Source organism: Luteimonas vadosa, assembly GCF_039543545.1.
Taxonomy (GTDB): Bacteria; Pseudomonadota; Gammaproteobacteria; order Xanthomonadales; family Xanthomonadaceae; genus Luteimonas; species Luteimonas vadosa.
Genome location: NZ_BAABJY010000003.1, coordinates 1 through 24,142 on the forward strand (window position 1 = coordinate 1; position 24,142 = coordinate 24,142).

Sequence of the window (24,142 nt, forward strand, 5' to 3'; positions counted from 1 at the left end):
AGGGGGCTGCCTGGGCGGGTTCGAATCCATCACGACCCACCATCTTTAATTCGGAGCCCTTGGACATCCAGCGCGGTGTCGCGGGCGTTTCTTTTTCGTCAGCCGCGCGCGCGGCATGGGTGATGCGGGGGCGGAGGGGGCTGCCTGGGCGGGTTCGAATCCATCACGACCCACCATTTTCATTCAGAACCCCTCGACGTCCAGCGCAGTGTCGCGGGCGTTTCTTTTTCGACAGCCGCGCGCGGCATGGGTGATGCTGCGGAGGTGGGACTGTCTAGGCGGACTGGAGCACATCACAACCGGCCACTCCTTCTTGCCGCTGTCCCTCGGTTCCAACAGTTTCCGGGCCGCCCCGATGCGATTCATGGTGTCCGCATCCGGAGGACGGGGCCGGAGGCTCCCGGCGTGGCTTGTACGGATCCGTGGTTTCAGGCTTGGGTGGTGTTGGCGACTGTTTCCAGCACCAGGTCGCCGTATCGCTCCAGCTTGGTGCTGCCGATGCCGTCGACGTGAGCAAGTTCATCGGCATTCTCCGGCTTTCGCGCGGCGATGCCGCGCAAGGTAGTGTCGTGGAAGATGACGTAGGCGGGGACGTTCTGCTCCCGCGCCAGGTTGGCCCGCAGTTCGCGCAGGGCGTCGAACAGGGGCTGGTCGGCAGGGTCGAGGTCGGCGACTGGAGGCTTGCCGCGGGATGGCCGCTCGCGCCCGCTGCGGCGCGGGGCTTCCTTGCGCAGCATTACCTGCCGGCCACCGGTGAGGACTTCTCGACTCGCGTCGGTGAGGCGCAGGCTTCCATAACCTTCCGCGTCGACTTCCAGCAGGCCTGAGGCGACCAGTTGCCGGAATACGCTGCGCCACGCGCGGGCGTCCAGTTCGCTTCCGATCCCGTGCGTGCTCAACCGGTCGTGGCCGAACTGGCGGATGCGTTCGTTGTCGCTGCCGCGCAGGACGTCGATTACATGCGCGGCGCCGAAGCGCTGCCCGCTGCGGTAGACGCAGCTGAGCGCCTTCTGCGCGGCGACGGTGGCGTCCCAGGTCTCGGCCGGCTCCAGGCAGTTGTCGCAGTTGCCGCAGGGCCGGGGGTAGTCCTCGCCGAAGCTCGATAGCAGGACCTGGCGGCGACAGCGCATCGTTTCGCAATAGGCCACCAGCGCGTCGAGCTTGCGGCGTTCCAGCCGTTTGCGCTCTTCGCCGGAATCGGACTGCTCGATCATCTGCCGCAGCAGCACCACATCGCCCAGCCCCTGGCACATCCAGGCGTCGGCGGGTTCGCCGTCGCGGCCGGCGCGTCCGGTCTCCTGGTAATAGCCTTCCAGCGACTTCGGCAGGTCCAGGTGCGCGACGAAGCGCACGTCGGGCTTGTCGATGCCCATGCCGAAGGCGATCGTCGCCACGATCACCACGCCGTCCTCGCGCAGGAAGCGCCGCTGGTGGGTCGCGCGGGTCTCGGCGTCCAGTCCGGCGTGGTAGGGCAGGGCGTCGATGCCCAGGTCGACGAGCGCGGCGGCAGTCTTCTCGACCTTGCGTCGCGACAGGCAATACACGATCCCCGCCTCGCCCGCGTGCCCGGCGAGGAAGTCGCGCAGCTGGCGGATGGCATTGTCCTTCTGGACCACCGCGTACCTGATGTTCGGCCGGTCGAAGGAGCTGACGAAGCGACGGGCCTCCTCCAGTTGCAGTCGTTCGGCGATCTCGACCTGGGTGGGTGGGTCGGCGGTGGCGGTGAGCGCGATCCGCGGCACGTCCGGCCAGCGTTCGTGCAGGACGGTCAGTTCACGGTATTCGCGGCGGAAGTCGTGTCCCCACTGCGAGACGCAATGGGCTTCGTCGATGGCGAACAGCGCGATGCGCGCGCGGTCCAGCAGTGACAGGAAGCGGGGCGTCAGCAGCCGTTCCGGTGCGACGTAGAGCAAGTCCAGCTCGCCCGCGAGCAGCTCCTGCTCGATGCTCGCCGCGGTCGCGCCATCCAGCGTGGAGTTGAGGAAGGCTGCGCGCACGCCCAGCAGGCGCAGCGCCTCCACCTGGTCCTGCATCAGCGCGATCAGCGGCGAGACCACGATGCCGCAGCCCTCGCGCAGCAGTGCCGGTAGCTGGTAGCACAGGGACTTGCCGCCACCGGTGGGCATCAGCACCAGGGCGTCGTTGCCGGCGGTGACGTGGGCCACGATGGCGGCCTGCTCGCCGCGGAAGGCCTCGAATCCGAAGACCTGGCGGAGCTGGTGCAGGGAGGCATCTGGCATGCGGCTAGGGTAACAAGCCGTAGGCCGAGCGACGTCAGTCGTGGGTGTGGGGAAAGGTCAGGCAACTCCGCGTGCCGGGGCACGCTCGTGGCTCGATGAGGAAGCATCGACCAGAAGCGCCCCGCTCGACGCATTGCCAGACGCCCGGCGCCTTGGTGGCGTTGCCACCACCCTGGCCCTCGCCCGCAAGCGGGGGAGGGGATTGGGATTCGGTGCGCGGGGGGTTTGCGTCAGGTGTGCACGGGGTGCGGAATCTGCTGCGTTGGGTGCATCAAGTACCTGGGGTTTGCGTCAAGTACGTGGGGGATGCGTCAAGTACGTGGGGTTGGCATCCGGCGCGTGGGGACCGGCACCAGTTCCTTCCCGGAGTGTCGGCATGAGGTGCGCGCCGGATTGAACGAACAGGTCGTCCCGCAGGTCAGTGAATGCCGGCGCAGCGCGGGGGACGCTCGCTCTTCAGAGGATCCCGGTTCCCCCACCGCATGCCTATTGCAGCAGCGAGCGCAGCATCCAGGCGTTCTTCTCGTGCACCTGCAGGCGTTGCGTCAGCAGGTCGACAGAGGGGTCGTCGCCGGCCTCGTCGGCGGTGGCCAGGACGTTTCGGGCGGTGCGGCAGACGGCCTCGTTGCCCTTGGTGAGCTGGCGCACCATCTCCTGCCAGTCGGCGGCGTCCTTGAGGCCGGGCTCTTCCGGGATCGACGACAGGGACGTGTATTCGGCATACGAACCCGGCGCGTTGAAGCCCAGCGCGCGGATGCGTTCGGCGATCTCGTCCAGCGCCCCCCATTGTTCGGTGTACTGGCCTTCGAACATGTTGTGCAGGGAATTGAACATCGGCCCGGTCACGTTCCAGTGGAAGTTGTGGGTCTTGAGGTAGAGCGTGAAGCTGTCGGCGAGGAAGGCGGACAGGCCTTGCGCGATCTTCTTGCGGTCGCCGCTGCCGATGCCGATGTCGATGGCCGGGCCCTTGTCGCTGCTTCCCGGCGATGCGGCGGGCTGGGCCTTGGAGGTCTTGGGCGTGGGTTTGGACTTGTCTTGCTTGGCCATCGGGTTTCTCCGTTCGGGGGATGACGCCACAATAGGCGGATGCGGCGAGAGAATGAAATGCAGTGTTGCCGTCGAGCCGACCTGTGAAGCCTATCGACCGCAATGCAAGCGCAGCGTCAAGGGAGCCTGGTGGCCCGCGACATCACGCGCCGATCGAGCGTGCCTGCAGCCGCGACGCGGCGCGCCTGCAAGGCCTGTGGCGGCGCTGGCAGGCTGCGCCCGGCGACGACAAGGCGCGTGCCGCGTTCGAGGATGCGCTTGCCCGGTCCGTGGCACGCCGTGAAGCGCGGGCGGCCAGTCTGCCGCAGGCGGACGTCGACCCCACGTTGCCGATCGCCAGCCAGGCCGCGCGAATCGTCGCGCTGCTGCAGTCGCACCAGGTGCTGGTGGTCGCCGGCGAAACAGGCTCCGGCAAGACCACCCAGCTGCCCAAGCTGTGCCTGGCGGCGGGGCGCGGGGCGGCGGGCATGATCGGATGCACCCAGCCGCGCCGGATCGCCGCACGCGCGGTCGCGCGGCGGGTGGCGGAGGAGCTGCAGGTGCCGCTGGGCGGCGCGGTCGGGTTCCAGGTGCGCTTCAACGACCAGGTCACGGCCGACACCGCGGTCAAGTTCATGACCGACGGCATCCTGCTGGCCGAGATCGCGTCGGATCGCTGGCTGTCGGCCTACGACACGCTGATCATCGACGAGGCCCATGAGCGCAGCCTCAACATCGATTTCCTGCTCGGCTACCTCAGGCAGCTGTTGCGCAAGCGCCGCGACCTCAAGCTGATCGTGACCTCGGCGACCATCGACACCGAGCGTTTCGCACGACACTTCGGCGGTGCGCCGGTGGTCGACGTCGAGGGCCGCGGCCATCCGGTCGAAGTGCGCTGGCGCCCGCTGGAAGGCGAGGGCGCGGACGAAGGCGAGCGATCCGTGCTCGACGGCATCGTCGCGGCCTGCGACGAGATCGCGCGCGGCCGGCCCACCGGCGACACCCTGGTGTTCCTACCCGGCGAGCGCGAGATCCGCGATGCGCATCGTGCGCTGGAAGGCCGCAACTACCGCCATACTGAAGTGCTGCCGCTGTACGCACGACTGTCGGCGCGCGACCAGGACCGCGTATTCCATCCCGGCACCCAGCGCCGCATCGTGCTGGCGACCAATGTCGCGGAAACCTCGCTGACCGTGCCGCGGATCCACCACGTGGTCGATCCCGGGCTGGCGCGGGTCAAGCGCTACAGCCCGAGGCTGAAGCTCGACCGGCTCCACATCGAACCGGTCAGCCAGGCCAGCGCCGACCAGCGCAAGGGCCGTTGCGGGCGCGTGGCGCCGGGGGCCTGCTACCGCCTGTATTCGGAAGCCGACTATGACGCGCGGCCTGCCTTCACCGATCCGGAAATCCGACGCGCCGCGCTGGCGGGCGTGATCCTGCGGATGCTGTCGCTGGGCTTGTCCGGCGGCGACGGCGGCCGTGGCAAGCCCAGGCGTCGCGGCGGGGGTGCGACGTCGACGTCGAAGTCCGGCAACGCGACGCTGGTCGAGGACTTCCCTTTCCTCGATCCACCCGATCCACGTGCGATCGCCGACGGCTGGCAGCAGCTGCAGGAGCTGGGTGCGGTCGACGACCAGCGCGCGCTCACCGCCATCGGCCGCACCATGTCCCGGCTGCCGGTCGACGTGAAACTGGCGCGGATGCTGGTCGCGGCCAACGACCGCGGCTGCCTGCACGACATGCTGGCGATCGCTGCCTTCCTGGGCATCCAGAATCCCCGCGAGCGCCCGGCCGACCAGCGCGCCGCGGCCGATGCCGCGCACGCGCGGTTCAGCGATCCGAGGTCCGAGTTCGTCGCCATCCTCAAGCTCTGGACTGCCTACCAGGCCGCGCACGAGGACATGACTCAGTCGCAACTCCGGCGCTGGTGCGCGACGCACTTCCTCGGATTCCTGCGCATGCGCGAGTGGCGCGAGCTGCACCGGCAACTGAAGCTGCAGTGCGAGGCGCTGGGTTGGGAGGTGCGCCGTGACGCAGGGCTCGAGGGATTCACCGAGGGTGAGACCGAGGATCCGGGCAAGCGCGATCGCCTTCCCTCGCGTACCGATGGCAAGCACCGCGCCGCGTACGAGCAGCTGCATCGCGCACTGATCGCCGGCTTGCCCACCCAGGTCGGCCACCGCGTGGCCACGGACAAGGCCGGCAAGTCCGCCGTGCTTTACGAAGGGCCCCGCGGCCGCCGGTTCCAGTTGTTCCCGGGCTCGACGCTCGCCGCCAAGCCACCCCCGTGGGTGCTGTCGGCGACCCTGCTCGACACCGAGAAGGTCTGGTCGTTGACCAACGCGGCCATCGAGCCGGAATGGGCCATCGCCGAGTTGCCGCACCTGCTCGCCCGCCGCCACTTCGATCCGCGCTGGTCGCGGAGCCAGGGGCGAGTGGTTGGAAGCGAACAGATCTCGCTGTTCGGACTGGTGTTGGCGCCGAAGAAGCCGATCCATTACGGCGGGCTGTACCCGGAGGGATCGCGCGACTTCTTCCTCCGCGACGGGTTGGTGGCCGGGGAAATCAACACCCGCAGCGCATTCGTCGCCCGCAACCGGCGCGTCCTGGCGCAAGCGGAGCAGGAGGAGGCCAAGCAGCGGCGGGTCGGCCTGGTGGTCGACGAGTCGTGGATGACGCAGTGGTACCGCGCGCGCATCCCGGCGGAGATCGTCAGTGCCCAGGCCCTGGACGCGTGGTACGCGAAGCTGCCGAAGGACAAGCGCCGCGCACTGGAGTGGTCGCACGACGACCTGATGGTCGCCGATGCCAGCGATGCCGGGGCGTTCCCGGACTACCTCGCGCTGGGCGACGCGCGCCTCGCGGTCAGCTACCGGTTCGAGCCCGCCGCGGTGGACGACGGCATGACCGTGGTCGTCCCGCTGCACCTGATCAACGCGCTCGACCCGGCGCGCCTGTCGTGGCTGGCACCGGGGCTGGTGCATGACAAGGCCGTGGCGATGATCAAGTCGCTGCCCAAGTCGCTACGGCGCAACTTCGTGCCGGCGCCGGATTTCGCGCAGGCTTTCGCGGCCGCGCATGGTCCGGCGGAGCCCGATGCCTTCGCAGGCGCGCTGGCGCGCTTCCTCCGGCGCATGACCGGTGTCGATGTCCCGCCGACGGACTTCGACGAAGCGGCCCTGGAGCCGCACCTGCGTGCGAACCTGCGGCTGGTCGACGCAGAGGGGCGCGAAGTGCTGGCCGAAACCCGGGATCTCGGCGACTTGCGGGACCGGTTCGGGCAACGTGCGGCAGCGGCGTTCGCGGCGCGTGCCGCCGAAGGCATGGCGCGCGACGGCATGACCGCGTTTCCGGCGGACTCTATCCCCGAGTCGGTGCCCGGTGCGGGCGGCGTGCCTGCGTACCCCGCGTTGCACGACGACGGCGGCAGCGTCTCGCTCGCGGTGCATGCCGACCGCGACGAGGCCCTGCGCCACCACCCGCGTGGTGTCCGGCGGCTGCTGGCGATCGCGCTGGCGGCCACCCTCCGGCAGGCCCGGAAGCAGTTGCCGGTCAGGCCGAAGACCGCGCTGCTGTACGCGGCGATCGAATCGGCCGCCCCGCGGGATACCGGCGGCAAGCCGGTCGACCACCTGCGCGAAGACCTGGTCGACGGCGCCTTCGAGGCAGTCGCCCGGGAGGGGCTGGAAGACGTCCGCGACGCCGATGCGTTCGCGTCACTCGTGGACCGGACCGGCAAGGCGCTCTTCGCCGAAGCCACGCGGCGCCTGCGGCTGGCCGAAGCGATCCTCGACCAGGTCGCCGAGGTCCGCGCGCGCCTGGAGTCCCCGCTGGTCGGCTGGGCCAGCGGCAACCTCGACGACATGCGCGCACACCTCGCGGCGCTGACGCCGCCGGGCTTCCTCCGGGAGACGCCGGGCGGGTTGCTCGAACACTACCCGCGCTACCTCAAGGCACTGGCCTTGCGCGCGGAACGGGCGCTGCGCGACCCGCTGCGCGACCAGCAGCGCATGCTGGAGCTCAAGCCCTTCGTGGACGCCTTGCGTGCCGCCGAGGCGGCCGGTGCCGGCGGCGAGGCGGGATGGCGCGCCTTGCGCCATGAACTCGAGGAACTACGCGTGTCGATCCATGCCCAGGAGCTGGGCACGCAGGTGGCGGTGTCGCCGAAGAAGCTGGCGGCACGCGTCGCGGCGCTGCGCGGCGAGCCTAGTTGACCTGCGTGACCTTGGCGCGCATCGAGTCACCGTCGACCTGCAGGTACCAGCCGCCGAGCAGGCCGGGCGAGAGGAGGATGGCCGGCGAGGCCTTGAACTTCGACTTGGACACGTAGTACTCGGGCGTATCGATGACCCGCCAGGTCTGGCCGTTCTCGAGGGTGAACCGGGTGCCATTGCTCCAGCCGCGGAACTCGCCGACGAGCCGGGTCGTGACTGGCTCGCGGGCCGGGCCGAACAATCCGCCGCCGTCCGGCCGGGGGCGTGCCTGCTCGCGCGCCACGACGGCCGCCGTGTCCGCGCGGAGGATGGCATTGAGGCGTTCGAGCTGGGCCGCGGACAGGCCGTCGAGGCCGGTCTCGCGGAGCTGTTCGGGCGTCAGCCGCTGTTCGAGCGGTACGTAGGGCTCTTCGGCGAAGGCCGGCGGCAGGAACGCTGCCCCGGCAAGGAGGGTGCACCAGGCAAGAACGCGCATGGAGTGGATCCCGTGCTGGATGGAATCGGAGTCGGGGGCCTTACTTGATCCGCTGCACCTTGGCCCGGGTGTTGTAACGGCCGACCTGCATGTACCAGCTGTTGCCGACCATGCTCGGAGTGATCTTCACCTCGGGGTTGGTGAGGCGGGCCCCCACCAGCGATGCCTCGTCCACCTGCTTCCACACGTTGCCGTTGTCCAGCGTGTATTCGCGGCCACGCGCGAAGCCGCGGAACTCGCCGGCGATGGTGGCCACCACGGGTTCGCTGGAGCCGAAGCTGAAGAAGCCGCGGTTGTCGTCCTCGACCCGCTTCTTGGCCTCGGCGGCGGCGGTCTCGACCGTGCGGTTCAACCAGGCATTGAGCCGGGCGAGTTCGGCAGGGCTGAGCTTGTCCAGGCCGGCGGCCTTGAACTCCTCCGTGGTCATCTGCCGCTCGATGCCCTGGGCGGCCGCGTCCTGCGCCATCGCCGGCAGCGAGAACGCCAGCAGCATGCAGGCGAGCAGGGGTTGGATGAATCCGGATCGCATCGTCATGGCCTGTTCCTCATGGCGTGAGGCCGCTAGTGTAGTCGCTCCCCCGCAGGAAACATGAAGCGCCGTGGCGACGCAAGACCCAGTCAGCGCAGAGCGCGTGTTCGCGGCACCCGGGGTCGATGCGTTGCCCGGCACCCTGAAGCGCATGCTGCGCGAAGCGGCCGCGGCCGCGCCCCTCGCCGCGGGTCGTTCGCATGACGTGCTGTTCGACACCCTTGGATCGCTCTCGCTGCTCTCGGCCGACGCCGACGTGGTGACCGCGGCGCTGCTGCACGACCTGCCCGAGTGGCAGCGCGCTTGCGAGGCGACCTTGGCGAGGGATTACCCGGCGATCCTGTCGCTGCTCGAAGGCCAGCAGGCCGCGCAGCAGGTCGGGGCGCTCCATGCCGAGCAGGACGATCGCGTCCGCGGCCAGGAAGGCCTGCGCCGGTTGCTGCTGGCGATGGTGCGCGACCTGCGCGTCGTCCCGATCCTGCTGGCGCGGCAACTCGCCCGGATGCGCGCGGCCCCCTCGCTGGGGGTGCCGGAGCGGGAGGCGCTGGCCCGTCTCACCCGCGATATCCACGCGCCGCTGGCGAACCGGCTTGGCATCTGGCAGCTCAAGTGGGAACTCGAGGACCTGGCGTTCCGCTACCTGCAGCCGGAAACCTACCAGCGCATCGCCCGGCTGCTCGACGACAAGCGCACCGGCCGGGAGCGCTACGTGGCCGGGGTGGTCGATGCACTCGCCGGTGCCCTGGCGGCACAGGGCATCGATGGCGAGGTCGCCGGCCGCCCGAAGCACATCTACAGCATCTGGAAGAAGATGCAGAAGAAGGATGTCCCCTTCGGCGAGCTGTACGACCTGCGTGCCGTCCGCGTGCTCGTGGCGGACGTCCCCGCCTGCTACGCCGCGCTCGGCGTGGTGCACGCGCTGTGGGCGCCGATCCCGAGCGAATTCGACGACTACATCGCCCGGCCCAAGCACAACGACTACCGCTCGCTGCATACCGCCGTGGTGGGGCCGGAAGGCAAGACCGTCGAAGTGCAGATCCGCACCCGAGAGATGCACGCCCAGGCGGAGCTGGGCGTCGCCGCGCACTGGCGCTACAAGGAAAAGGGTGGTTCGCACCGTTCCGGCGCCGGCGATGCGGCCTGGGATCGCAAGGTGGAATGGATGCGCCGCCTGCTGGAAGGGCACGACCAGGGCCAGGCGCGTGGCGAGCCGGGGAACGAGGAGGGATCGCTGGCGGGCGGGCTGGCGTCCGAACTGACCGAGGACCGCATCTACGCGCTGACGCCGAAGGGGGAGGTGATCGACCTGCCTGCCGGCGCAACACCGCTGGACTTCGCCTACCGAGTGCACACCATGGTCGGCCACCGCTGCCGCGGCGCCAAGGTCGATGGTCGGATCGTGCCGCTGGATCACGTGCTCGCCAGCGGGGATCGCGTGGAAATCCTCACCGGCAAGCATGCCGAGCCGCGCCGCGACTGGCTGGTGGCCGCCAACGGCTTCCTCGCCAGTGCGCGCTCGCGCGAGAAGGTGCGCCAGTGGTTCCACAAGCTCGACCGAGAGCGCAACGTGCACGACGGCCGGGAACTGCTGGAAAAGGAACTCAAGCGCCTGGGCGTGCACCAGGTTGATCCCGCGCCGATCCTGCGCCGCTTCAACGTCGACAGCTACGACGACCTGTGCGTGCAGGTCGCCCTGGGCGACGTCGGTCCGCACCAGGTGGGCCGGGCGCTGCTGGAGCATGAGCGCGCCGAGGACCGCGACGACGACGAAGCCGGGGAGGCGTTGGCGCTGCGGACGCCGAGGCGGGCGCCCAAGGCGGCGACCTCGGCGTTCACCGTGGTCGGCGTCGGCAACCTGCTGGTGCAGGTCGCGCGCTGCTGCCAGCCGCTGCCGGGCGAGGCGGTGTCGGGCTACCTCACCCGCAACCGCGGGGTCAGCGTCCATCGCAGCGATTGCGCGGCCTTCCTGCGGCTGTCGGCCAGGCAGCCGCAGCGGGTGATGCCCGTGGAGTGGGGCAAGGCCGAGGGTGGACACGAGGCCGAGGTCACGATCGACGCCGTCGACCGCAAGCACCTGCTCAAGGACGTGACCAACCTGATCGCGCAGCAGGACGCGCACGTGCTCGCGATCAGCAGCGGCCCGGCACGGGGGGCGCGCATGCGCTTGAAGCTGCGCCTCCGCGTCAGCGATTTCGGCCAGTTGTCGCGGCTGCTGGGCAGGATCGAGGCCTTGCCCGGGATCGAGGCCGCGCGCCGGACATGAGCCTGCGCAGGCGACGCGCCCGCCACGATCACGGCGGTGTTCACCCTTGCGCTTCTATGCTGGCGCAGTGATGCGCAAAGACCCGACGTGGACCGCCGATCAGGCGCTGGAGGCGAGCCGGCCGCAGGTCCGCCGCGAACCCACGCTAGGCAGCCTCGAGGGGATCGACACGCCGACGCCGGCACCGCGCCGCCGTCCGTGGCGCCGGTCGCCGCCCGCCAGCATCCGGCGGTGGGCATGGCGTGCGGCAGCCGTCGTCGGGGTGTTGTTGCTGGCGGTGCTGGTGTTCCGGCAGCCGATCGCGGACTGGATCTGGCCGGAAACGCGGGCCCAGGCCCTGCAGTCCGCCGCCGCCCGGGCGCTGGCGTCCAACCGGCTGACCGCCGCCGACGGCAGCGGCGCCCGCGAGCTGTACGAGGCGGCCCTGGCGATCGACCCCGATCGCGGTGAAGCCCTGACGGGTCTGGCGAACGTCGCCTCGGCCGCGCTGGTGGCGTCGGTGGCGGCGCTGCGCCGGAACGACTTCGAAACGGCCCACGGCCACCTGCGCCTGGCGCGCGAATTGTCGGTGCCCGCCGCCCACGCCGATGCCGTCGCCGACGCCTTGCGACGACGGGAGGCCGCGCATGCGGGGATCGACCAGCTCATGGCCCGGGCGGAGGCGGCGCACCTGGCTGGGCGGCTCGATGGCGATCCGCAGGCGGCCTTGCCGCTGTATCGCCGCGTGCTGGAACTGCAGCCGGAGCGCGCCGACGCCCTGCGCGGCCGCGAGGACGCCTTGACCGAGCTGCTGGATTCGGCGCGCGCCGCCTTGCGCGAAGGCGACCTCGACGTCGCGGCGCGACGGATCGCGCTGGCCCGCAAGTACGACCCGGGCCACGTGGACCTGCCCGACAGCCAGGCGCGACTGACCGAGGAGACCGAGGCGCTGCGCCGTCGCGCGGACCGCGACCTCAAGTGGGGCCGGCTGCCGGAGGCGACCCGGGCCTACCGCAGCCTGCTGGCGCTGTCGGCCACCGACGAGGCCGCCGTGCGAGGGCTGTTGGCCGTCGCCGGTGCGCATGCCGCGCGCGCGCAACGCTTCGCCGCGGACTTCCGGTTCGGCGAGGCGCAAGCCGAGCTGGAGGCCGCGCGTGCGCTGGCGCCGGATGCCGCCGAGGTGCGTGACGCGACACGCCGGCTCGCACGCGCCCGACAGTCGAGCGCGCGCCTGTCGCCCGGCGTTTCCTCGCGCGACCGTGACCAGCGCGTCCGCAGCCTGCTGGCGGACGCCGCCGCGGCCGAGGCACGTGGCGACCTGCTGGCGCCTCCCGGCGAAAGCGCATTCGACAAGGTGCGCGCGGCGCGCGCACTGGCGCCGGATTCCAGGGCCGTACGGGAAGCTGCCGCGCGCCTGCTGGGGGCGGCGAATGCCTGCTTCGAACGCGAGTTGCGCGGCAACAGCCTCGGGAGGGCGCGTGCCTGCCTGGACGCGCGCAGCGCGCTATCGGACGACGATGCCGGGATCGCCGCAGCAAGGCGACGGCTGGCGGAGCGATGGCTGGCGGTCGGCAACGAGCGCCTCGGCGCGGACGAACTGCAGGCCGCCGCCGCCGCGTTGGCGCAGGCGCGTGCCCTCGACCGGTCGACGCCCGGCCTGGCCGAATTCGACCAGCGCATGCGCGCCGCGACGGCGTCCAACGACTGACGCCGCCTGGATCAGGGCTGCAGGAAGACCTGGCGAACCGTTTCTTGCGCCGCGTCCATCGAGAAATGCCTGGAAACGTTCTCCAGGCCGTGGCGGCTCAGGGACGACCAGAGGTCCGGGTCGTCGTGCAGGCGGACCACGGCCCGGGCGAACGCTGCGGCATCGTCGGCGACCAGCACGTCGAAACCATCGCGCAGGTGCATACCCTCGACCGCGCAGGTGGTGGCCACCACGGGCTGGCCGTGGGCCATGCTCAGGTTGACCTTTCCCTTGACCCCCGCGCCGTAGCGCAGCGGCGCCACGGCGACCCGGCACCCGTCCATCCACGGGCGGATGTCGGGGACGTGGTCGTGCACGACGACGCCGTCGATCTCGCCCCGTGCGCGGATCGCGGTCGGCACGTTGCCCCCGATGCAGTGGAAGCGCACCTCGGGCAGGTCCTGGCGGATCAGCGGGAATACTTCATCGACGAACCAGCCGATCGCATCGACGTTCGGCGGATGCCGGAAGCCGCCGACGAACACGAGGTCCCGGCGCTCGGCGTAGGGCAGGCCCGGGCCGGCGACTTCATGCAGGTTCGACAACACTTCGACGTGGGCGTCGGGGGCGTCGTGCGACAGCAGGACGCGCTCGGCCTGGCTGACCACGAGGGTCATGTCGCTGCGGGCGATCACCTCCAGTTCGAGGCCGCGGGTCGTGGCGGCCTGCCTCGCCAATGCCGCGTCGCCCGCCAGCGCCGCGGCGCGTTGCTCGCGCACGTAGTGCAGGTCGACCGTGTCGAACACCACGCGGGCCTGCGGCGCGTGCTTGCGCAGCAGCGGCAGGAATTCGCGGGCGACGTAGTGCCGGCAGACGAGCGCGACATCGAAGCGCTCGCCGTGCTCGGCGAACCATTTCGATATTCCCGAACTGTACGGGGCATGCCAGGCCTCGACCCCGAGCCGTTGCAGCGCCACGGTGTGGGCCCCGCAATGCTTGCCGTTGGCTGGCAGGAAGACCACGTGCGCGCCCTGGTCCGACAGCATCTTCATCAGGTTGACCAGACGCAACGAGGCGGAGTCGTTGTCCGCGCGGGGCGTCCACTCGTCGATGACCAGGACCTGGCGCTGCGCTGCATGCAGTCGACCCGGGGACGGCCGCGCGCCGCCGTCCGCCATCGCCTTGAGTTCCTCCGCCCATTTGGCGCGGAAGATGGCCTTGTTCCTCTCCTGCGACGCCTTGATGCCCCGCGTCGGATCGGTGCCCGCCGTGGCGCCCTCGTCGTGGACCACGCGAGCGGCCGGTTGGTAAAGCACGCGCCTGCCGGCGGCGCGGACCGCGAAGGCCAGGTCGGTGTCCTCGTAGTATGCCGGGGCGTAACGCGCGTCGAATCCGCCGAGCGACTCGAACAAGGAGCGCGGGATCGCGATGGCCGCGGCGCTGGCATAGTCGGTGTCGCGCAGGTACCCGAAGCGCGGATCGTCCGGCGACTCGAAGCGCCCATAGTTCCATGCGTTGCCGTCGGCGAAGACGACGCCACCGGCTTCCTGCAGTCGTCCGTCCGGATACAGCAGCTGCGCGCCCACCAGGCCGGCGTCGGGGTGGGCGGCGAAGGTATCGACCATCGCATCCAGCCAGCCGGGTTGCGGCACCGTGTCGTTATTGAGGAAGACCAGCAGGTCGCCCTGCGCCAGGGCCGCACCGTCGTTGCAGGCAGCGATGAAACCGCCATTGCGCGCGCGGCGGTGGTAGCGCAGTCCCGCGACCTGCGGTAGCGCTGCGACCGTCTCGTCGGAGCAGCCATCATCCACGACGATGACCTCGAACGCGGTCCGCGGCGGGTGTTCCGCGATCGCCCGCAGGCAGGCCAGCGTATGCGGGAACTGGTCGAAGACCGGGATGACGACACTGGCGCGCGGATGGCCGCTGGTGGGGAGGGCGAAAGGAGCAAACGGCCCGGGCGCGGGCACGTACAGTCCTCTCGCGGCGGTCGGCCTGGCGCGTCCCAGGTGAGCCTTGGCGCGCGCCAGGCTCTCGCGCCAGCCGCGGGTGCGCAGGCTGGCGAGCGTGCGGCGCAGCAAACCCATCGCGCGGTCGACCAGGAAGCGCGCATCGGCCAGGGAATAAGCCATCTATCGCAAAACTCTTGCTGACCAGGGGACTTGCGGCAGGGTTCGGCGAGCGATCGCTACGTTAGACTCCGCATTCAGCGCATTGTCGCATTCCCCCAGCCTGTCCCGCCCGCCGGGGCATCCATCGACGCAAAGGGTGCCCACGCTCCATGGCCCGCATCGACTACGACGAAGACGACCACGATTACGACGACGACCTGGCGCCCGACTGGCGCCGGCGGTTGTTGACCTGGGGGTTGGCCGCAGTCGGCCTCGGGCTGGGTTTCCTGATCCCTTACACCCTGTACCTGAACCACCAGGTCGGCGAGCGGTTCGGCCAGCTGCGCTGGCAGCTGCCGACCCGCGTCTACGCCCGTCCCTTGCAGCTCCAGCCGGGCCTGGCGATGGACCGGCAGACCTTGGCCACCGAACTCGCCGCAGCCTCCTATCGGGAGGGCGACGGCGTCAGGTCGGGGACCTGGAAGCGCGACGGCAGCCGCTGGACCATCGCCAGCCGCGGTTTCCAGGACATCGACGGCCCGGTCGGGCCCAGCAGGGTCGAGGCGCAGGTGTCGGGCGGCCGCGTGACCGCCGTCCGCGACCTGGCCGGCAAGCGCAAGGTGAAGTCGGCGCGGCTGGATCCGGCGCGCATCGCCACACTGTACGGCCAGAAGCAGGAAGAGCGCCGGCTGGTCCGCATCGAGGAAGTGCCGCAACGGTTGACCGACACGCTGCAGGCGGTCGAGGACCGCAACTTCGCGCACCACCACGGCATCGACCTGGGCGGAATCCTGCGCGCGGCCTTCGTCAACGTGAAGTCCGGCGAGGCCAGGCAGGGCGCAAGCACCCTGACGCAGCAGCTGGCCCGCTCCGGCCTGCTGGGCATCGGCCGCGAGCAGACGCTGACCCGCAAGTTCAACGAAATCCTGTACGCGATGCTGATCGAGGCGCGTTACGACAAGGGAACGATCCTGGAGGCCTACCTCAACCAGGTCTACCTCGGCCAGCGAGGCGCGCAGGCGATCCACGGGGTTTCCGCGGGCGCGGAGTTCTGGTTTGGGCGGGCGCTCGACGACCTGACCACCGAGCAGATCGCTTTGATGGTCGGCATCATCCGCGGGCCCTCGCACTACGATCCGCGACGCCATCCGGAGCGCGCCAAGGCGCGGCGCGACCTGGTGATCGGGCAGATGCTGGAAACCGGCCTCATCGAGCAGGCCGAGCACGACCGGGCGCTCAAGGCGCCCCTGGGCATCACCGAGTCCCCCGGCACCACGTCGGCCAACCGCTTCCCCGCCTATGTCGACCTGGTCCGCCGGCAGCTTGCCCGCGACTACCCGGCCGACGCCTTGCAGGGCGCCGGCCTGAGCGTGATGACCGCCATGTCGCCTTCGGCGCAGGCGTACGCGGAAGGCGCGGTGACGCGCACCCTCAAGGCGCTCGAGGGCAAGAAGCGCCCGCCGCTGGAGGCGGGGGTGGTGGTGACCGATGTCCATCGCGGCGAGGTGATCGCGGTGGTGGGCAGCCGGGATGTCGCCACGCCCGGGTTCAATCGCGCGGTCGAGGCGCAGCGCCCGGTCGGTTCGCTGCTCAAGCCGTTCGTCTACCTGCTCGCGCTGGCCACGCCGCAGCAGTATTCGCTGGCGACCTGGGTGGACGACAGCCCGATCACGGTGACCCTGGACAACGGCCGGCGGTGGAACCCGGGCAACTCGGACGGCCGCAGCCATGGCAGCGTGCGCCTGATCGATGCGCTGGCGCGGTCCTACAACCAGGCCACGGTTCGCGTCGGGATGGTCGTGCGCCCGGAGCGGTTGTCCCGGCTCATGGAGCAGCTCGCGGGGATCAAGTCGACGGCGAATCCGTCGCTGATCCTGGGCTCCGTCGACCAGAGCCCCTACGCCATGGCGCAGCTGTACCAGTTCCTTGCGTCCGACGGCGAAATCCAGCCCCTGTACGCCGTGCGCGGCGTGCTCGACCCCGACGGTCGCGTGCTCAAGCGCTACGACAAGGCACCGCCGACCCCCGATGACGGCGACCGGACGGCGGCGCGCCTGGTCACCACGGCCCTGCAGCACACCGTGACGTCCGGGACCGCGCGCCAGCTGCTCAACGACGGCCTGGGCAGGCTCAAGGCCGCCGGCAAGACCGGGACCAGCAACGACGGCCGCGACAGCTGGTTCGCGGGTTACACCGGCGACCACCTTGCCGTGGTCTGGGTCGGCAACGACGAGAACAAGACCACGGGCCTGTACGGCGCGACGGGTGCGATGCGCGTGTGGTCGGGCCTGTTCAAGCGGCTTCCCAGCGCGCCCCTGGAAGTCGGCGGCAAGGGGCTGGACTGGCAATGGGTGGCGCAGGGTTCCAGCACCGATGCCGGGTGTCCGGGCGCGACCCGTTTTGCCTTCGCCGCCGGCTTCGCGCCCCCTTACCAGCCCTGCCACTACGGCGACCCTGATCCCTACGCGATGGATCCCTACGCCACCGACCCGGACGAGGATCGCGGTGGCTGGCGCGAATGGTTCGGCATCGGCGATCGGGGCCAGGAGCTCGACCCCGCCAAGCGGATCGAGCGCCCCGCGGACGATGTGCCGCCGCCCCCAGAGCCCTGAGCCATGCCCGCCATGCCCGCCATGTCGCGATCGATCTGTGTCCTGGTGCTCGCCGGTCTTGCCGCGTGCGCCAGCGCGCCCGAGCCTGCGTCGCCGCAGCGCCCGTCCCTGGCCACGGAGACGCCGGAGCAGATGGTCGCCTCCATCCGCGCCAGCGCGGGCGACGGCGAAGGCGAGCTGGCGGTCCAGCCGTTGCGCGATCCGATGGTCGAGGACCTGCGCGAGGAGGCCCAGCGCCTGGAGGCCCAGCGCCGCCATGCCGACGCCGGTGCCGCGCTCGACCGCGCGATCGAAATCGTGCCGGACGATCCTGCCTTGCTGCAGGAACGCGCCGAAGTCGCCCTGCTCGAAGGCGACCCGGCGATCGCGGGCGCCTTGGCCGAACGCGCCCACTCGCTGGGCGCGCAGGTCGGACCGCTGTGCCGCCGCCATTGGGCGACGATCGAGAAGGTCCGGCTGCTGGCCGCCGATGCGGCCGGCGCGGCCGACGCCAAGGCGAGGATCGAAGCCTGCAAGCTCGCTCCGCCGCCGCGCTATTGATCGAGCGCGGCGCCGCCGACGTGCCCCTGGAGGAAGGCGACCTCGCCGCGCGCAGCCGTGCGGCGCTGGCTGATGGCGGCGCGCTCGCCCGGCAGGTGCCGGGGTTCACGCCGCGACCGTCGCAGCAGGCATTCACAGCGGCCGTGGCCGGGGCGTTCGATGCAGGCAGCGTCCTGCTGGCCGAAGCAGGGACCGGCACGGGGAAGACCTTCGCGTACCTGGTACCGGCGCTGCTGTCGGGGCTGAAGACGATCATCTCCACCGGCACCCGGGCGCTGCAGGACCAGCTCTACCATCGCGACCTGCCCCGGGTGCGCGACGCGCTGGGCACCGGGGTCAGGACCGCGCTGCTCAAGGGACGCGCCAACTACCTGTGCCGCTATCGGCTGGAGCGTGCCCGGGGCGAAACGGCGTTCGCTTCGCCCGCGCAGGCCGAGCAGTTCCAGCGCGTGGTCGCGTGGGGCGGCCGCACGCGCATGGGCGACATGGCCGAACTCGAGGCCCTGCCCGAGGATTCGCCGCTGCTGCCGATGGTCACCTCCACCGCCGAGAACTGCCTGGGCAGCGAGTGCCCGTTCTGGGACGACTGCTTCGTGGTGCAGGCCCGGCAGCGGGCGCAAGGGGCCGACATCGTCGTCGTCAACCACCACCTGCTGCTCGCCGACCTGGCGCTGAAGGAGGAGGGATTCGGGGAGATCCTGCCCGGCGCGCAGGCCTTCGTGGTCGACGAGGCGCACCAGCTGCCCGAGCTTGCCGCGCAATTCTTCGGGGAAGGGCTGTCCGCGCGCCCGCTCGCCGAGCTCGGGCGCGACGCCCTGGGCGAATGCAAGGACGTCGATGGCGCGCTGGCGGTGGTGCAGGAGCCGGCGCGCCGGCTGGAGCACGCAACGCGCGCGCTGCGCGCTGCGCTGGAAGGGCTGCCCGCGCGGGGCACCCGGTTCCGGTTGCTGCAGGATGCGGGCGCTTGCGACGCGATCGACGGGTTGTCGGAAGCGCTGTCGCGATTCATCCAGGCGCTTGCACCGCTGCGCGAGGCCTCGCCCGGCTTCGAGGCCTGCGTGGCGCGAGCGCGCGACCAGCATGCCCGGCTGGGGCGTTGGCTGGGGTCGGACAGGTTGGAGCAGGAAAAAGGGTCAGGGTCAGTTTCCGATCCGGATCCATCGCCCTCCGATGGCCCTTGGTCGGAAACTGACCCTGACCCCGTTTCCAGCCACGTCCACGCCGACGACGTGTCCTGGTACGAGCTCTCGCCGCGCGGTTTCCGCCTGCAGCGCACGCCGCTGGACGTGTCCGCGCCGCTGCGCGCGCACCGCGAGCGTTCGCGGGCGGCTTGGATCTTCACCTCCGCGACGCTGGCGGTGGACGGGCGCTTCGGCCACCTAAGCCAACGCCTGGGCCTGGACGATCCGCAAACGCTGCTGGTGCCCAGTCCCTTCCGCTGGCCGCACCAAGCGCTGTGCTATCTGCCCAGGGGCCTGCCCCAGCCCGGTGCCGGCGACTACACGGCGGCGGTGACCGAAGCGCTGCTGCCGGTGCTGCACGCCTCGGGTGGGCGCGCCTTCGTGCTGTTCGCCTCGCATCGCGCGTTGCGCGAGGCGGCTGCGCTGTTGCGCGACGGCCCCTGGCCCCTGTTCGTGCAGGGCGAGGCACCGCGCCACCTGCTGTTGCAGCAGTTCCGCGAGTCGGGGAACGGGGTCCTGCTCGGCGCGGCCAGCTTCCGCGAAGGCGTCGATGTCGCCGGCGATGCGCTGAGCGTGGTCGTCATCGACAAACTGCCGTTCGCCGCCCCGGACGACCCGGTGTTCGAAGCCCGCCTCGACGCCATCCGCCGCTCGGGCGGCAACCCCTTCCGCGACGAGCAGCTGCCGCAGGCGGTGATCGCGCTCAAGCAGGGCGTCGGCCGGCTGATCCGCAGCGAGACCGACCGCGGCGTGCTGGTGCTGTGCGATCCGCGCCTGCTCGGCAAGTCCTACGGCAAGCTGTTCCTGGACTCCTTGCCGCCGCTGCCCGTCACCCGCGACGTGGCCGACGTGGAAGGATTCTTCCGCCGCCAGCCGGCTGCCGGCAATGGATAGACTGTCGCGATGAAACTGCTCGCGTTCGAAACGGCGACCGAAGCCTGTTCCGTCGCCTTGTGGGTGGATGGCGAGGTGCGCGAGCGCTTCGACGTCGCGCCGCGCCGGCACGCCGAACTGGCCCTGCCCTGGGCGGAAGACTTGCTGGCCGACGCGGGGCTGGCCCGCTCGGCGCTCGATGCAGTCGCCGTCGGCCGGGGCCCGGGCGCGTTCACCGGCGTGCGCCTGGGCATCTCGATCGCGCAGGGCATCGCACTCGCGCTGGACCGCCCCGTGGTGCCCGTGTCGACGCTGGCGGCCCTGGCGATGCACGCCGCGCCGGCGGAATCGGGCAGCCGCATCCTCGCCGCCATCGACGCGCGCATGGGGGAGGTCTACCTGGGCGCGTTCCGTGCCGCTGGCGGCGGCGTCGAGTCGCTCGGCCGCGAATGCGTGGTCGTGCCGGCGGAAGCGGAATTGCCCGACGGCGATGGCTGGCTCGGCGTGGGCACCGGGTTCGCCGCGCAGGACGCCGCGTTGCAGGCGCGGCTCGCGGGGCGGCTGGGATCGGTCGATGCCGGCGCGCTGCCGCATGCCTCCGCCGTGGCGCGACTCGCGGTCGCGGCCCACGCGCGCGGCGAAGCGGTCGCGCCCGAGCGCGCGGAGCCGGCCTACCTGCGCGACAACGTCGCCTTGACCCTCAGGGAACAGCGGCAGCAGCGCGAGCGCAGCTAGCCGGAACCTCCGTCGCCCGCGCAGCGATTGCCTTCGCCAACGCGCCTTTCCGCGGCCAGAACTGCCCCGTGGGGCTCAGTCGTCCACCAGCTCGCCGCCGGGCAGGAAGTTCCAGGTCCGGGTGACATGCAGGATGTCGATGTCGTCCCCCGTCCGCGGCAGGGGCGGATAGGGTTCGGCGAGCCTGGCGATGCGCAGGGCGGCGTCGTCCAGCAGGCGGATGCCGCTGGGCTGGATGACTTCGGCGCGTTCCACGGTGCCGTCGCGGCGGATGGCGACGCTGATCACCAGCGTGCCGGCCAGCCGCCGACGGCGGGCCTCGTCAGGATAGTTGAGGTTGCCGACCCGCTCGACCCGGTCCACCCACTCGCGGAGGTAGCCGGCGTAGGCGTATTCCTGCGTGCTGGCCGAGACGAACTTGCGCTTCGGGCGCTTGGCGTAGCGCTCGGAGCGCAGGTGGATCTCCGCCGCCAGCCGCGCCATGGCCAGGTCGCGCTCGATTTTTTCCGGCCCGGGCGGACGCGGAATTGGCTCGGGTTGCGTCGTGGCCTCCGGGATCGGCGCCTGCACCTGCGCGCGCGGGCTGCTGACCACGCGTGCCTGCGGCGGCGCTTGCGGCGCAGGCGATTGCGCGCGCAGCGGCCGCGGCGCCACCCCCCCCTCGGCTTGCGCGGACTGCCCCGACAAGGGGTCGCTCGGGCGGCTGGTCTTGTCGTGCTCGCCGCCGCCCTGGTTGCTGGCCTGCGCGAGGAAATCCGCCTGCCCTTGCGTCAGTGGGCTCTGCGTCCGGGTCAGGATCACGTCCAGCGTCGGCAGCACCGGTGCGGCGTCCTCGATCGCGAACCCGACCCCCAGCACCAGCATGCCGTGCAGCAGCAACGACAGGGCGAACGTGGCGCCGAGCCGGTCGTTGTCGCCGATGGTCGGCCCTGAGTGCTTCCGGGGGAGGGCGGCCAGCGCGTTCATGGCGCGCGATATCCGGGGGGCGGCACCGGGGCGGCCGTCCGGTCCGCGCGCCGGCGCGACGTTCGATCCGCGCGCGGCTTCGTGCCGGGGCAGCGCGCTGGCGGACGGGCCGCGGGGGCGATCATCCCTGCGACGATTCGATCGCGTCGAACAGCATGCCGGCGATGTTGAGGCCGAATTGCGCGTCCAGTTCGCGGATGCAGGTCGGGCTGGTGACGTTGACTTCGGTCAGCCAGTCGCCGATGACGTCCAGGCCGACGAAACGCATGCCACGCCGCCGCATTTCCGGCCCGACCTGCGCGGCGATCCAGCGGTCGCGCTCGGTCAGCGGCCGCCCTTCGCCACGCCCGCCGACGGCGAGGTTGCCGCGGAAGTCGTCGCCCTGCGGGACCCGGGCCAGGCAATAGTCCACCGGCACGCCGTCGACCAGCAGGATGCGCTTGTCGCCCGTGGCGATCTCCGGGAGGTAGCGCTGGGCCATCGCCAGCTCGCGGCCGTTGCCGGTCAGGGTTTCCAGGATCACGTTCAGGTTCGAATCGCCGGCATGCGTGCGGAAGATCGAGCGCCCGCCCATCCCGTCCAGCGGCTTGAGCACCGTGTCGCCGTGCTGGGCGACGAAAGCCTTGAGTGCCGCCGCATCGCGGCTCACCAGGGTCGGCGGGCAGCACTGCGGGAATTCCAGGGCCGCGAGCTTCTCGTTGAGGTCGCGCAGGCCCTGAGGGTCGTTGACGACCAGGGCGCCGGCCCGCTGGGCGGCGCCGAGGATCTGGGTGTCGTGCAGGTAGGACGCATCCACCGGCGGGTCCCGCCGCATCAGCACCAGGTCGCCCGTGGCTAGCGCACGCTGTGACGCCTGTCCCAGTTCGTACCAGCAAGCCGGATCGTCCCGGACCGAGAGCGGGGCGATGTTCGCGAAGGCATGGCCGTCGCGCATCGACAGTCCACCCGGAACCACGTAATGGAGGGGGTGGCCGCGCCTCTGGGCCTCCAGGAGCATGGCAAAGGTCGAATCCTTGGAAATCCGGATCGACCCGATCGGGTCCATCACGACGACGACGTTGAGCGTCATGCGATCCATCCACGGCAGTTAGTGACAAATGTTATCAGCTGGTAAGCACGCAAGATTCGATGGATTCCGATGGTTTGCACAGAACACTTCATGGAAACTTGACACTGCGGCGGCGGGCTGGGATATAAGACGGCTTGCAGCGACGCATGCAGCGTACAGGCGTTGCTCACCGGGGAGAGAAGATGACGCAAGACGAAAACCGCGCCGGCAGCCTGGATGGCCTGCGAGTCATGGTGATCGACGATTCCAAGACGATCCGGCGCACGGCCGAGACCCTGCTCAAGCGGGAGGGCGCCGAGGTCACCACCGCGACCGACGGCTTCGAGGCCCTGGCCAAGATCGCCGACCAGCGACCGCAGATCATCTTCGTCGACATCATGATGCCGCGCCTGGATGGCTACCAGACCTGTGCGCTGATCAAGAACAACCAGCTGTTCAAGCAGACGCCGGTCATCATGCTGTCGTCCAAGGACGGCCTGTTCGACAAGGCGCGTGGCCGCATCGTGGGGTCCGAGCAATACGTCACCAAACCATTTACCCGCGACGAGCTGCTCGACGCGATCCGCAAGCACGTCAACAACTGACCGGGGGGCAGTACAAACCAATGGCACGCATCCTGTTGATCGAGGATTCTCCGACCGACACCGCGGTCCTGACGCAGTTGCTGGAACGCAACGGGCACGAGGTCATGGCCTCGGCGAACGCGGAGGACGGCATCGAGGTCTGCAAGCGCGAATCGCCCGACCTGGTCCTGATGGACGTCATCCTGCCGGGCATGAACGGCTTCCAGGCCACGCGTGCCCTGTCGCGGGACGATGCGACGAAGGCCATCCCGGTCCTCATCGTGAGCACCAAGGGCATGGAGACCGATCGCGCCTGGGGCCTGCGCCAGGGCGCCAAGGACTACATCGTCAAGCCGCCGGTGGAGAGCGAGCTCATCGGGCGCATCAACGCGCTGCTCGGCGACTGAGATGGGAAAGAAGCGCAAGCACCACGCCAAGCCGGGTCCAGCCAACGCAGGTGCCCCCCCGGCGGGCGCCGCGGACGGGGCGAAGGCGGCGAGTGCCGGCGCTTCCCGTCCGGGCGCGGTGCCGACGGATCCGTTCGAGGTCCTGGCCGATTACGAACGCCGCAGCCTGGCCCACGTGGCGGGCCTGCCGGAGCAGATCGACGCGCCGGGCCTGTGGCGCGGCGTGGGTTACCGCCTCGGCAGCCGGAGGCTGGCCTCGGGGTTCGACGAAGTCGTCGAGATCCTGCCGATGCCTCCCGTCACGCCCGTCCCCGGCGCGCATCCCTGGATGATCGGCGTCGCCAACATCCGCGGCAACCTGCTGCCCGTGGTCGACCTCAAGCAGTTCCTTGAAGGCGAGCGCACGGTGCTGCACGAAAGCCAACGCGTGCTGATCGTGCGCCAGCCCGGCGGCGACGTGGCGGTGACCATCGACGAGCTCTACGGCCAGCGCAGCTTCGTCGAGGAACAGCAATTGCCGGCGGACGATCCGTCGGGCGCCGCACTGACGGAGGGACGCTACGCGCACTTCGTCGACCGCACCTTCCGCCTGGCCGACCACCCCTGGGGCGTCTTCAGCCTCGACCGGTTGGCGCGCACCCCCGAATTCAGACAAGCCGCGGCCTGACGGCC

At 70.6% G+C, this 24,142-nt stretch carries 17 protein-coding genes; 10 read left to right on the forward strand and 7 right to left on the reverse strand.

Translation table 11 applies throughout. The features are described 5' to 3' along the window. Positions 1–428: 428 nt before the first annotated feature. On the reverse strand, positions 429–2,240 hold the full coding sequence (gene recQ, locus ABD970_RS11785) for a DNA helicase RecQ (RefSeq protein ID WP_345295728.1): 1,812 nt from the start codon (positions 2,238–2,240) through the stop codon (positions 429–431). A gap of 486 nt (positions 2,241–2,726) precedes the next feature. After that, positions 2,727–3,287: a Dps family protein gene (locus tag ABD970_RS11790; RefSeq protein ID WP_345295729.1), complete on the reverse strand. Its 561-nt coding sequence runs from the start codon at positions 3,285–3,287 to the stop codon at positions 2,727–2,729. 83 nt (positions 3,288–3,370) lie between these two features. On the opposite strand from ABD970_RS11790, the gene ABD970_RS11795 reads away from it, so the two are divergent. Beyond that, the gene (locus ABD970_RS11795; RefSeq protein WP_425563105.1) at positions 3,371–7,480 is read left to right on the forward strand and encodes a DUF3418 domain-containing protein; all 4,110 of its coding nucleotides are present in this window, start codon (positions 3,371–3,373) and stop codon (positions 7,478–7,480) included. Here the strand turns inward: ABD970_RS11795 and ABD970_RS11800 are convergent. Continuing rightward, the gene (locus ABD970_RS11800; RefSeq protein ID WP_345295730.1) at positions 7,473–7,955 is read right to left on the reverse strand and encodes a hypothetical protein; all 483 of its coding nucleotides are present in this window, start codon (positions 7,953–7,955) and stop codon (positions 7,473–7,475) included. The genes ABD970_RS11795 and ABD970_RS11800 overlap by 8 nt on opposite strands. Before the next feature lie 40 nt (positions 7,956–7,995). Then, positions 7,996–8,484, reverse strand: coding sequence for a hypothetical protein (locus ABD970_RS11805; RefSeq protein ID WP_345295813.1), 489 nt, complete (start codon positions 8,482–8,484; stop codon positions 7,996–7,998). Positions 8,485–8,635: 151 nt separating this feature from the next. Between ABD970_RS11805 and ABD970_RS11810 the strand changes: the two genes are divergently transcribed. Together ABD970_RS11810 and ABD970_RS11815 are read left to right on the forward strand one after the other, a co-directional pair. Next, a complete protein-coding gene (locus ABD970_RS11810; RefSeq protein WP_345295814.1) occupies positions 8,636–10,747 on the forward strand; it encodes a RelA/SpoT family protein in 2,112 nt (703 codons plus the stop codon). Between the two features lie 67 nt (positions 10,748–10,814). Next, positions 10,815–12,434, forward strand: coding sequence for a tetratricopeptide repeat protein (locus tag ABD970_RS11815; protein WP_345295731.1), 1,620 nt, complete (start codon positions 10,815–10,817; stop codon positions 12,432–12,434). Positions 12,435–12,445: 11 nt separating this feature from the next. Here ABD970_RS11815 and ABD970_RS11820 read toward each other — a convergent pair whose 3' ends face one another. Continuing rightward, positions 12,446–14,545, reverse strand: a complete 2,100-nt coding sequence (locus ABD970_RS11820; RefSeq protein ID WP_345295732.1) for a glycosyltransferase — start codon at positions 14,543–14,545, stop codon at positions 12,446–12,448. 149 nt (positions 14,546–14,694) lie between these two features. Between ABD970_RS11820 and mrcB the strand changes: the two genes are divergently transcribed. Genes mrcB through tsaB form a run of 4 tightly spaced genes read left to right on the forward strand, consistent with a single transcriptional unit; the run spans position 14,695 to position 20,465 of the window. After that, positions 14,695–17,136, forward strand: a complete 2,442-nt coding sequence (gene mrcB, locus ABD970_RS11825; RefSeq protein WP_345295733.1) for a penicillin-binding protein 1B — start codon at positions 14,695–14,697, stop codon at positions 17,134–17,136. 21 nt (positions 17,137–17,157) lie between these two features. Next, positions 17,158–17,676 (forward strand): hypothetical protein, encoded by a 519-nt coding sequence (locus ABD970_RS11830; RefSeq protein ID WP_345295734.1) that lies wholly within the window; start codon positions 17,158–17,160, stop codon positions 17,674–17,676. Further along, a complete protein-coding gene (yoaA, locus tag ABD970_RS11835) occupies positions 17,673–19,751 on the forward strand; it encodes a DNA repair helicase YoaA (RefSeq protein ID WP_425563106.1) in 2,079 nt (692 codons plus the stop codon). Before ABD970_RS11830 ends, yoaA begins: the two co-directional genes overlap by 4 nt. 9 nt (positions 19,752–19,760) lie before the next feature. Continuing rightward, the gene (gene tsaB, locus ABD970_RS11840) at positions 19,761–20,465 is read left to right on the forward strand and encodes a tRNA (adenosine(37)-N6)-threonylcarbamoyltransferase complex dimerization subunit type 1 TsaB (protein WP_345295735.1); all 705 of its coding nucleotides are present in this window, start codon (positions 19,761–19,763) and stop codon (positions 20,463–20,465) included. Between the two features lie 75 nt (positions 20,466–20,540). Here the strand turns inward: tsaB and ABD970_RS11845 are convergent, their stop codons facing one another. Continuing rightward, positions 20,541–21,431, reverse strand: coding sequence for an energy transducer TonB (locus ABD970_RS11845; protein ID WP_425563107.1), 891 nt, complete (start codon positions 21,429–21,431; stop codon positions 20,541–20,543). 121 nt (positions 21,432–21,552) lie between these two features. After that, complete coding sequence (gene gshB, locus ABD970_RS11850) at positions 21,553–22,500, reverse strand: glutathione synthase (RefSeq protein WP_345295736.1); 948 nt, start codon at positions 22,498–22,500, stop codon at positions 21,553–21,555. A gap of 182 nt (positions 22,501–22,682) precedes the next feature. Here gshB and pilG point away from each other — a divergent pair, with 182 nt between their 5' ends. From pilG to ABD970_RS11865, 3 genes are all read left to right on the forward strand, one after another. Beyond that, a complete protein-coding gene (gene pilG, locus ABD970_RS11855) occupies positions 22,683–23,084 on the forward strand; it encodes a twitching motility response regulator PilG (protein WP_345295737.1) in 402 nt (133 codons plus the stop codon). 20 nt (positions 23,085–23,104) lie between these two features. Next, a complete protein-coding gene (locus ABD970_RS11860) occupies positions 23,105–23,470 on the forward strand; it encodes a response regulator (RefSeq protein WP_345295738.1) in 366 nt (121 codons plus the stop codon). Between the two features lie 118 nt (positions 23,471–23,588). Continuing rightward, positions 23,589–24,137: a chemotaxis protein CheW gene (locus ABD970_RS11865; protein WP_345295817.1), complete on the forward strand. Its 549-nt coding sequence runs from the start codon at positions 23,589–23,591 to the stop codon at positions 24,135–24,137. The last annotated feature ends 5 nt before the right edge of the window (positions 24,138–24,142 follow it).

Bases quoted from the DNA above. Each gene is read 5' to 3' on its own strand.
- tsaB (WP_345295735.1), top strand. From the start codon at position 19,761: ATGAAACTGCTCGCGTTCGAAACGGCGACCGAAGCCTGTTCCGTCGCC.
- gshB (WP_345295736.1), bottom strand. From the start codon at position 22,500: ATGACGCTCAACGTCGTCGTCGTGATGGACCCGATCGGGTCGATCCGG.
- ABD970_RS11820 (WP_345295732.1), bottom strand. From the start codon at position 14,545: ATGGCTTATTCCCTGGCCGATGCGCGCTTCCTGGTCGACCGCGCGATG.
- recQ (WP_345295728.1), bottom strand. From the start codon at position 2,240: ATGCCAGATGCCTCCCTGCACCAGCTCCGCCAGGTCTTCGGATTCGAG.
- pilG (WP_345295737.1), top strand. From the start codon at position 22,683: ATGACGCAAGACGAAAACCGCGCCGGCAGCCTGGATGGCCTGCGAGTC.
- ABD970_RS11830 (WP_345295734.1), top strand. From the start codon at position 17,158: ATGTCGCGATCGATCTGTGTCCTGGTGCTCGCCGGTCTTGCCGCGTGC.
- ABD970_RS11845 (WP_425563107.1), bottom strand. From the start codon at position 21,431: ATGAACGCGCTGGCCGCCCTCCCCCGGAAGCACTCAGGGCCGACCATC.
- ABD970_RS11810 (WP_345295814.1), top strand. From the start codon at position 8,636: ATGCTGCGCGAAGCGGCCGCGGCCGCGCCCCTCGCCGCGGGTCGTTCG.
- ABD970_RS11805 (WP_345295813.1), bottom strand. From the start codon at position 8,484: ATGCGATCCGGATTCATCCAACCCCTGCTCGCCTGCATGCTGCTGGCG.
- ABD970_RS11860 (WP_345295738.1), top strand. From the start codon at position 23,105: ATGGCACGCATCCTGTTGATCGAGGATTCTCCGACCGACACCGCGGTC.
- ABD970_RS11790 (WP_345295729.1), bottom strand. From the start codon at position 3,287: ATGGCCAAGCAAGACAAGTCCAAACCCACGCCCAAGACCTCCAAGGCC.
- ABD970_RS11800 (WP_345295730.1), bottom strand. From the start codon at position 7,955: ATGCGCGTTCTTGCCTGGTGCACCCTCCTTGCCGGGGCAGCGTTCCTG.
- mrcB (WP_345295733.1), top strand. From the start codon at position 14,695: ATGGCCCGCATCGACTACGACGAAGACGACCACGATTACGACGACGAC.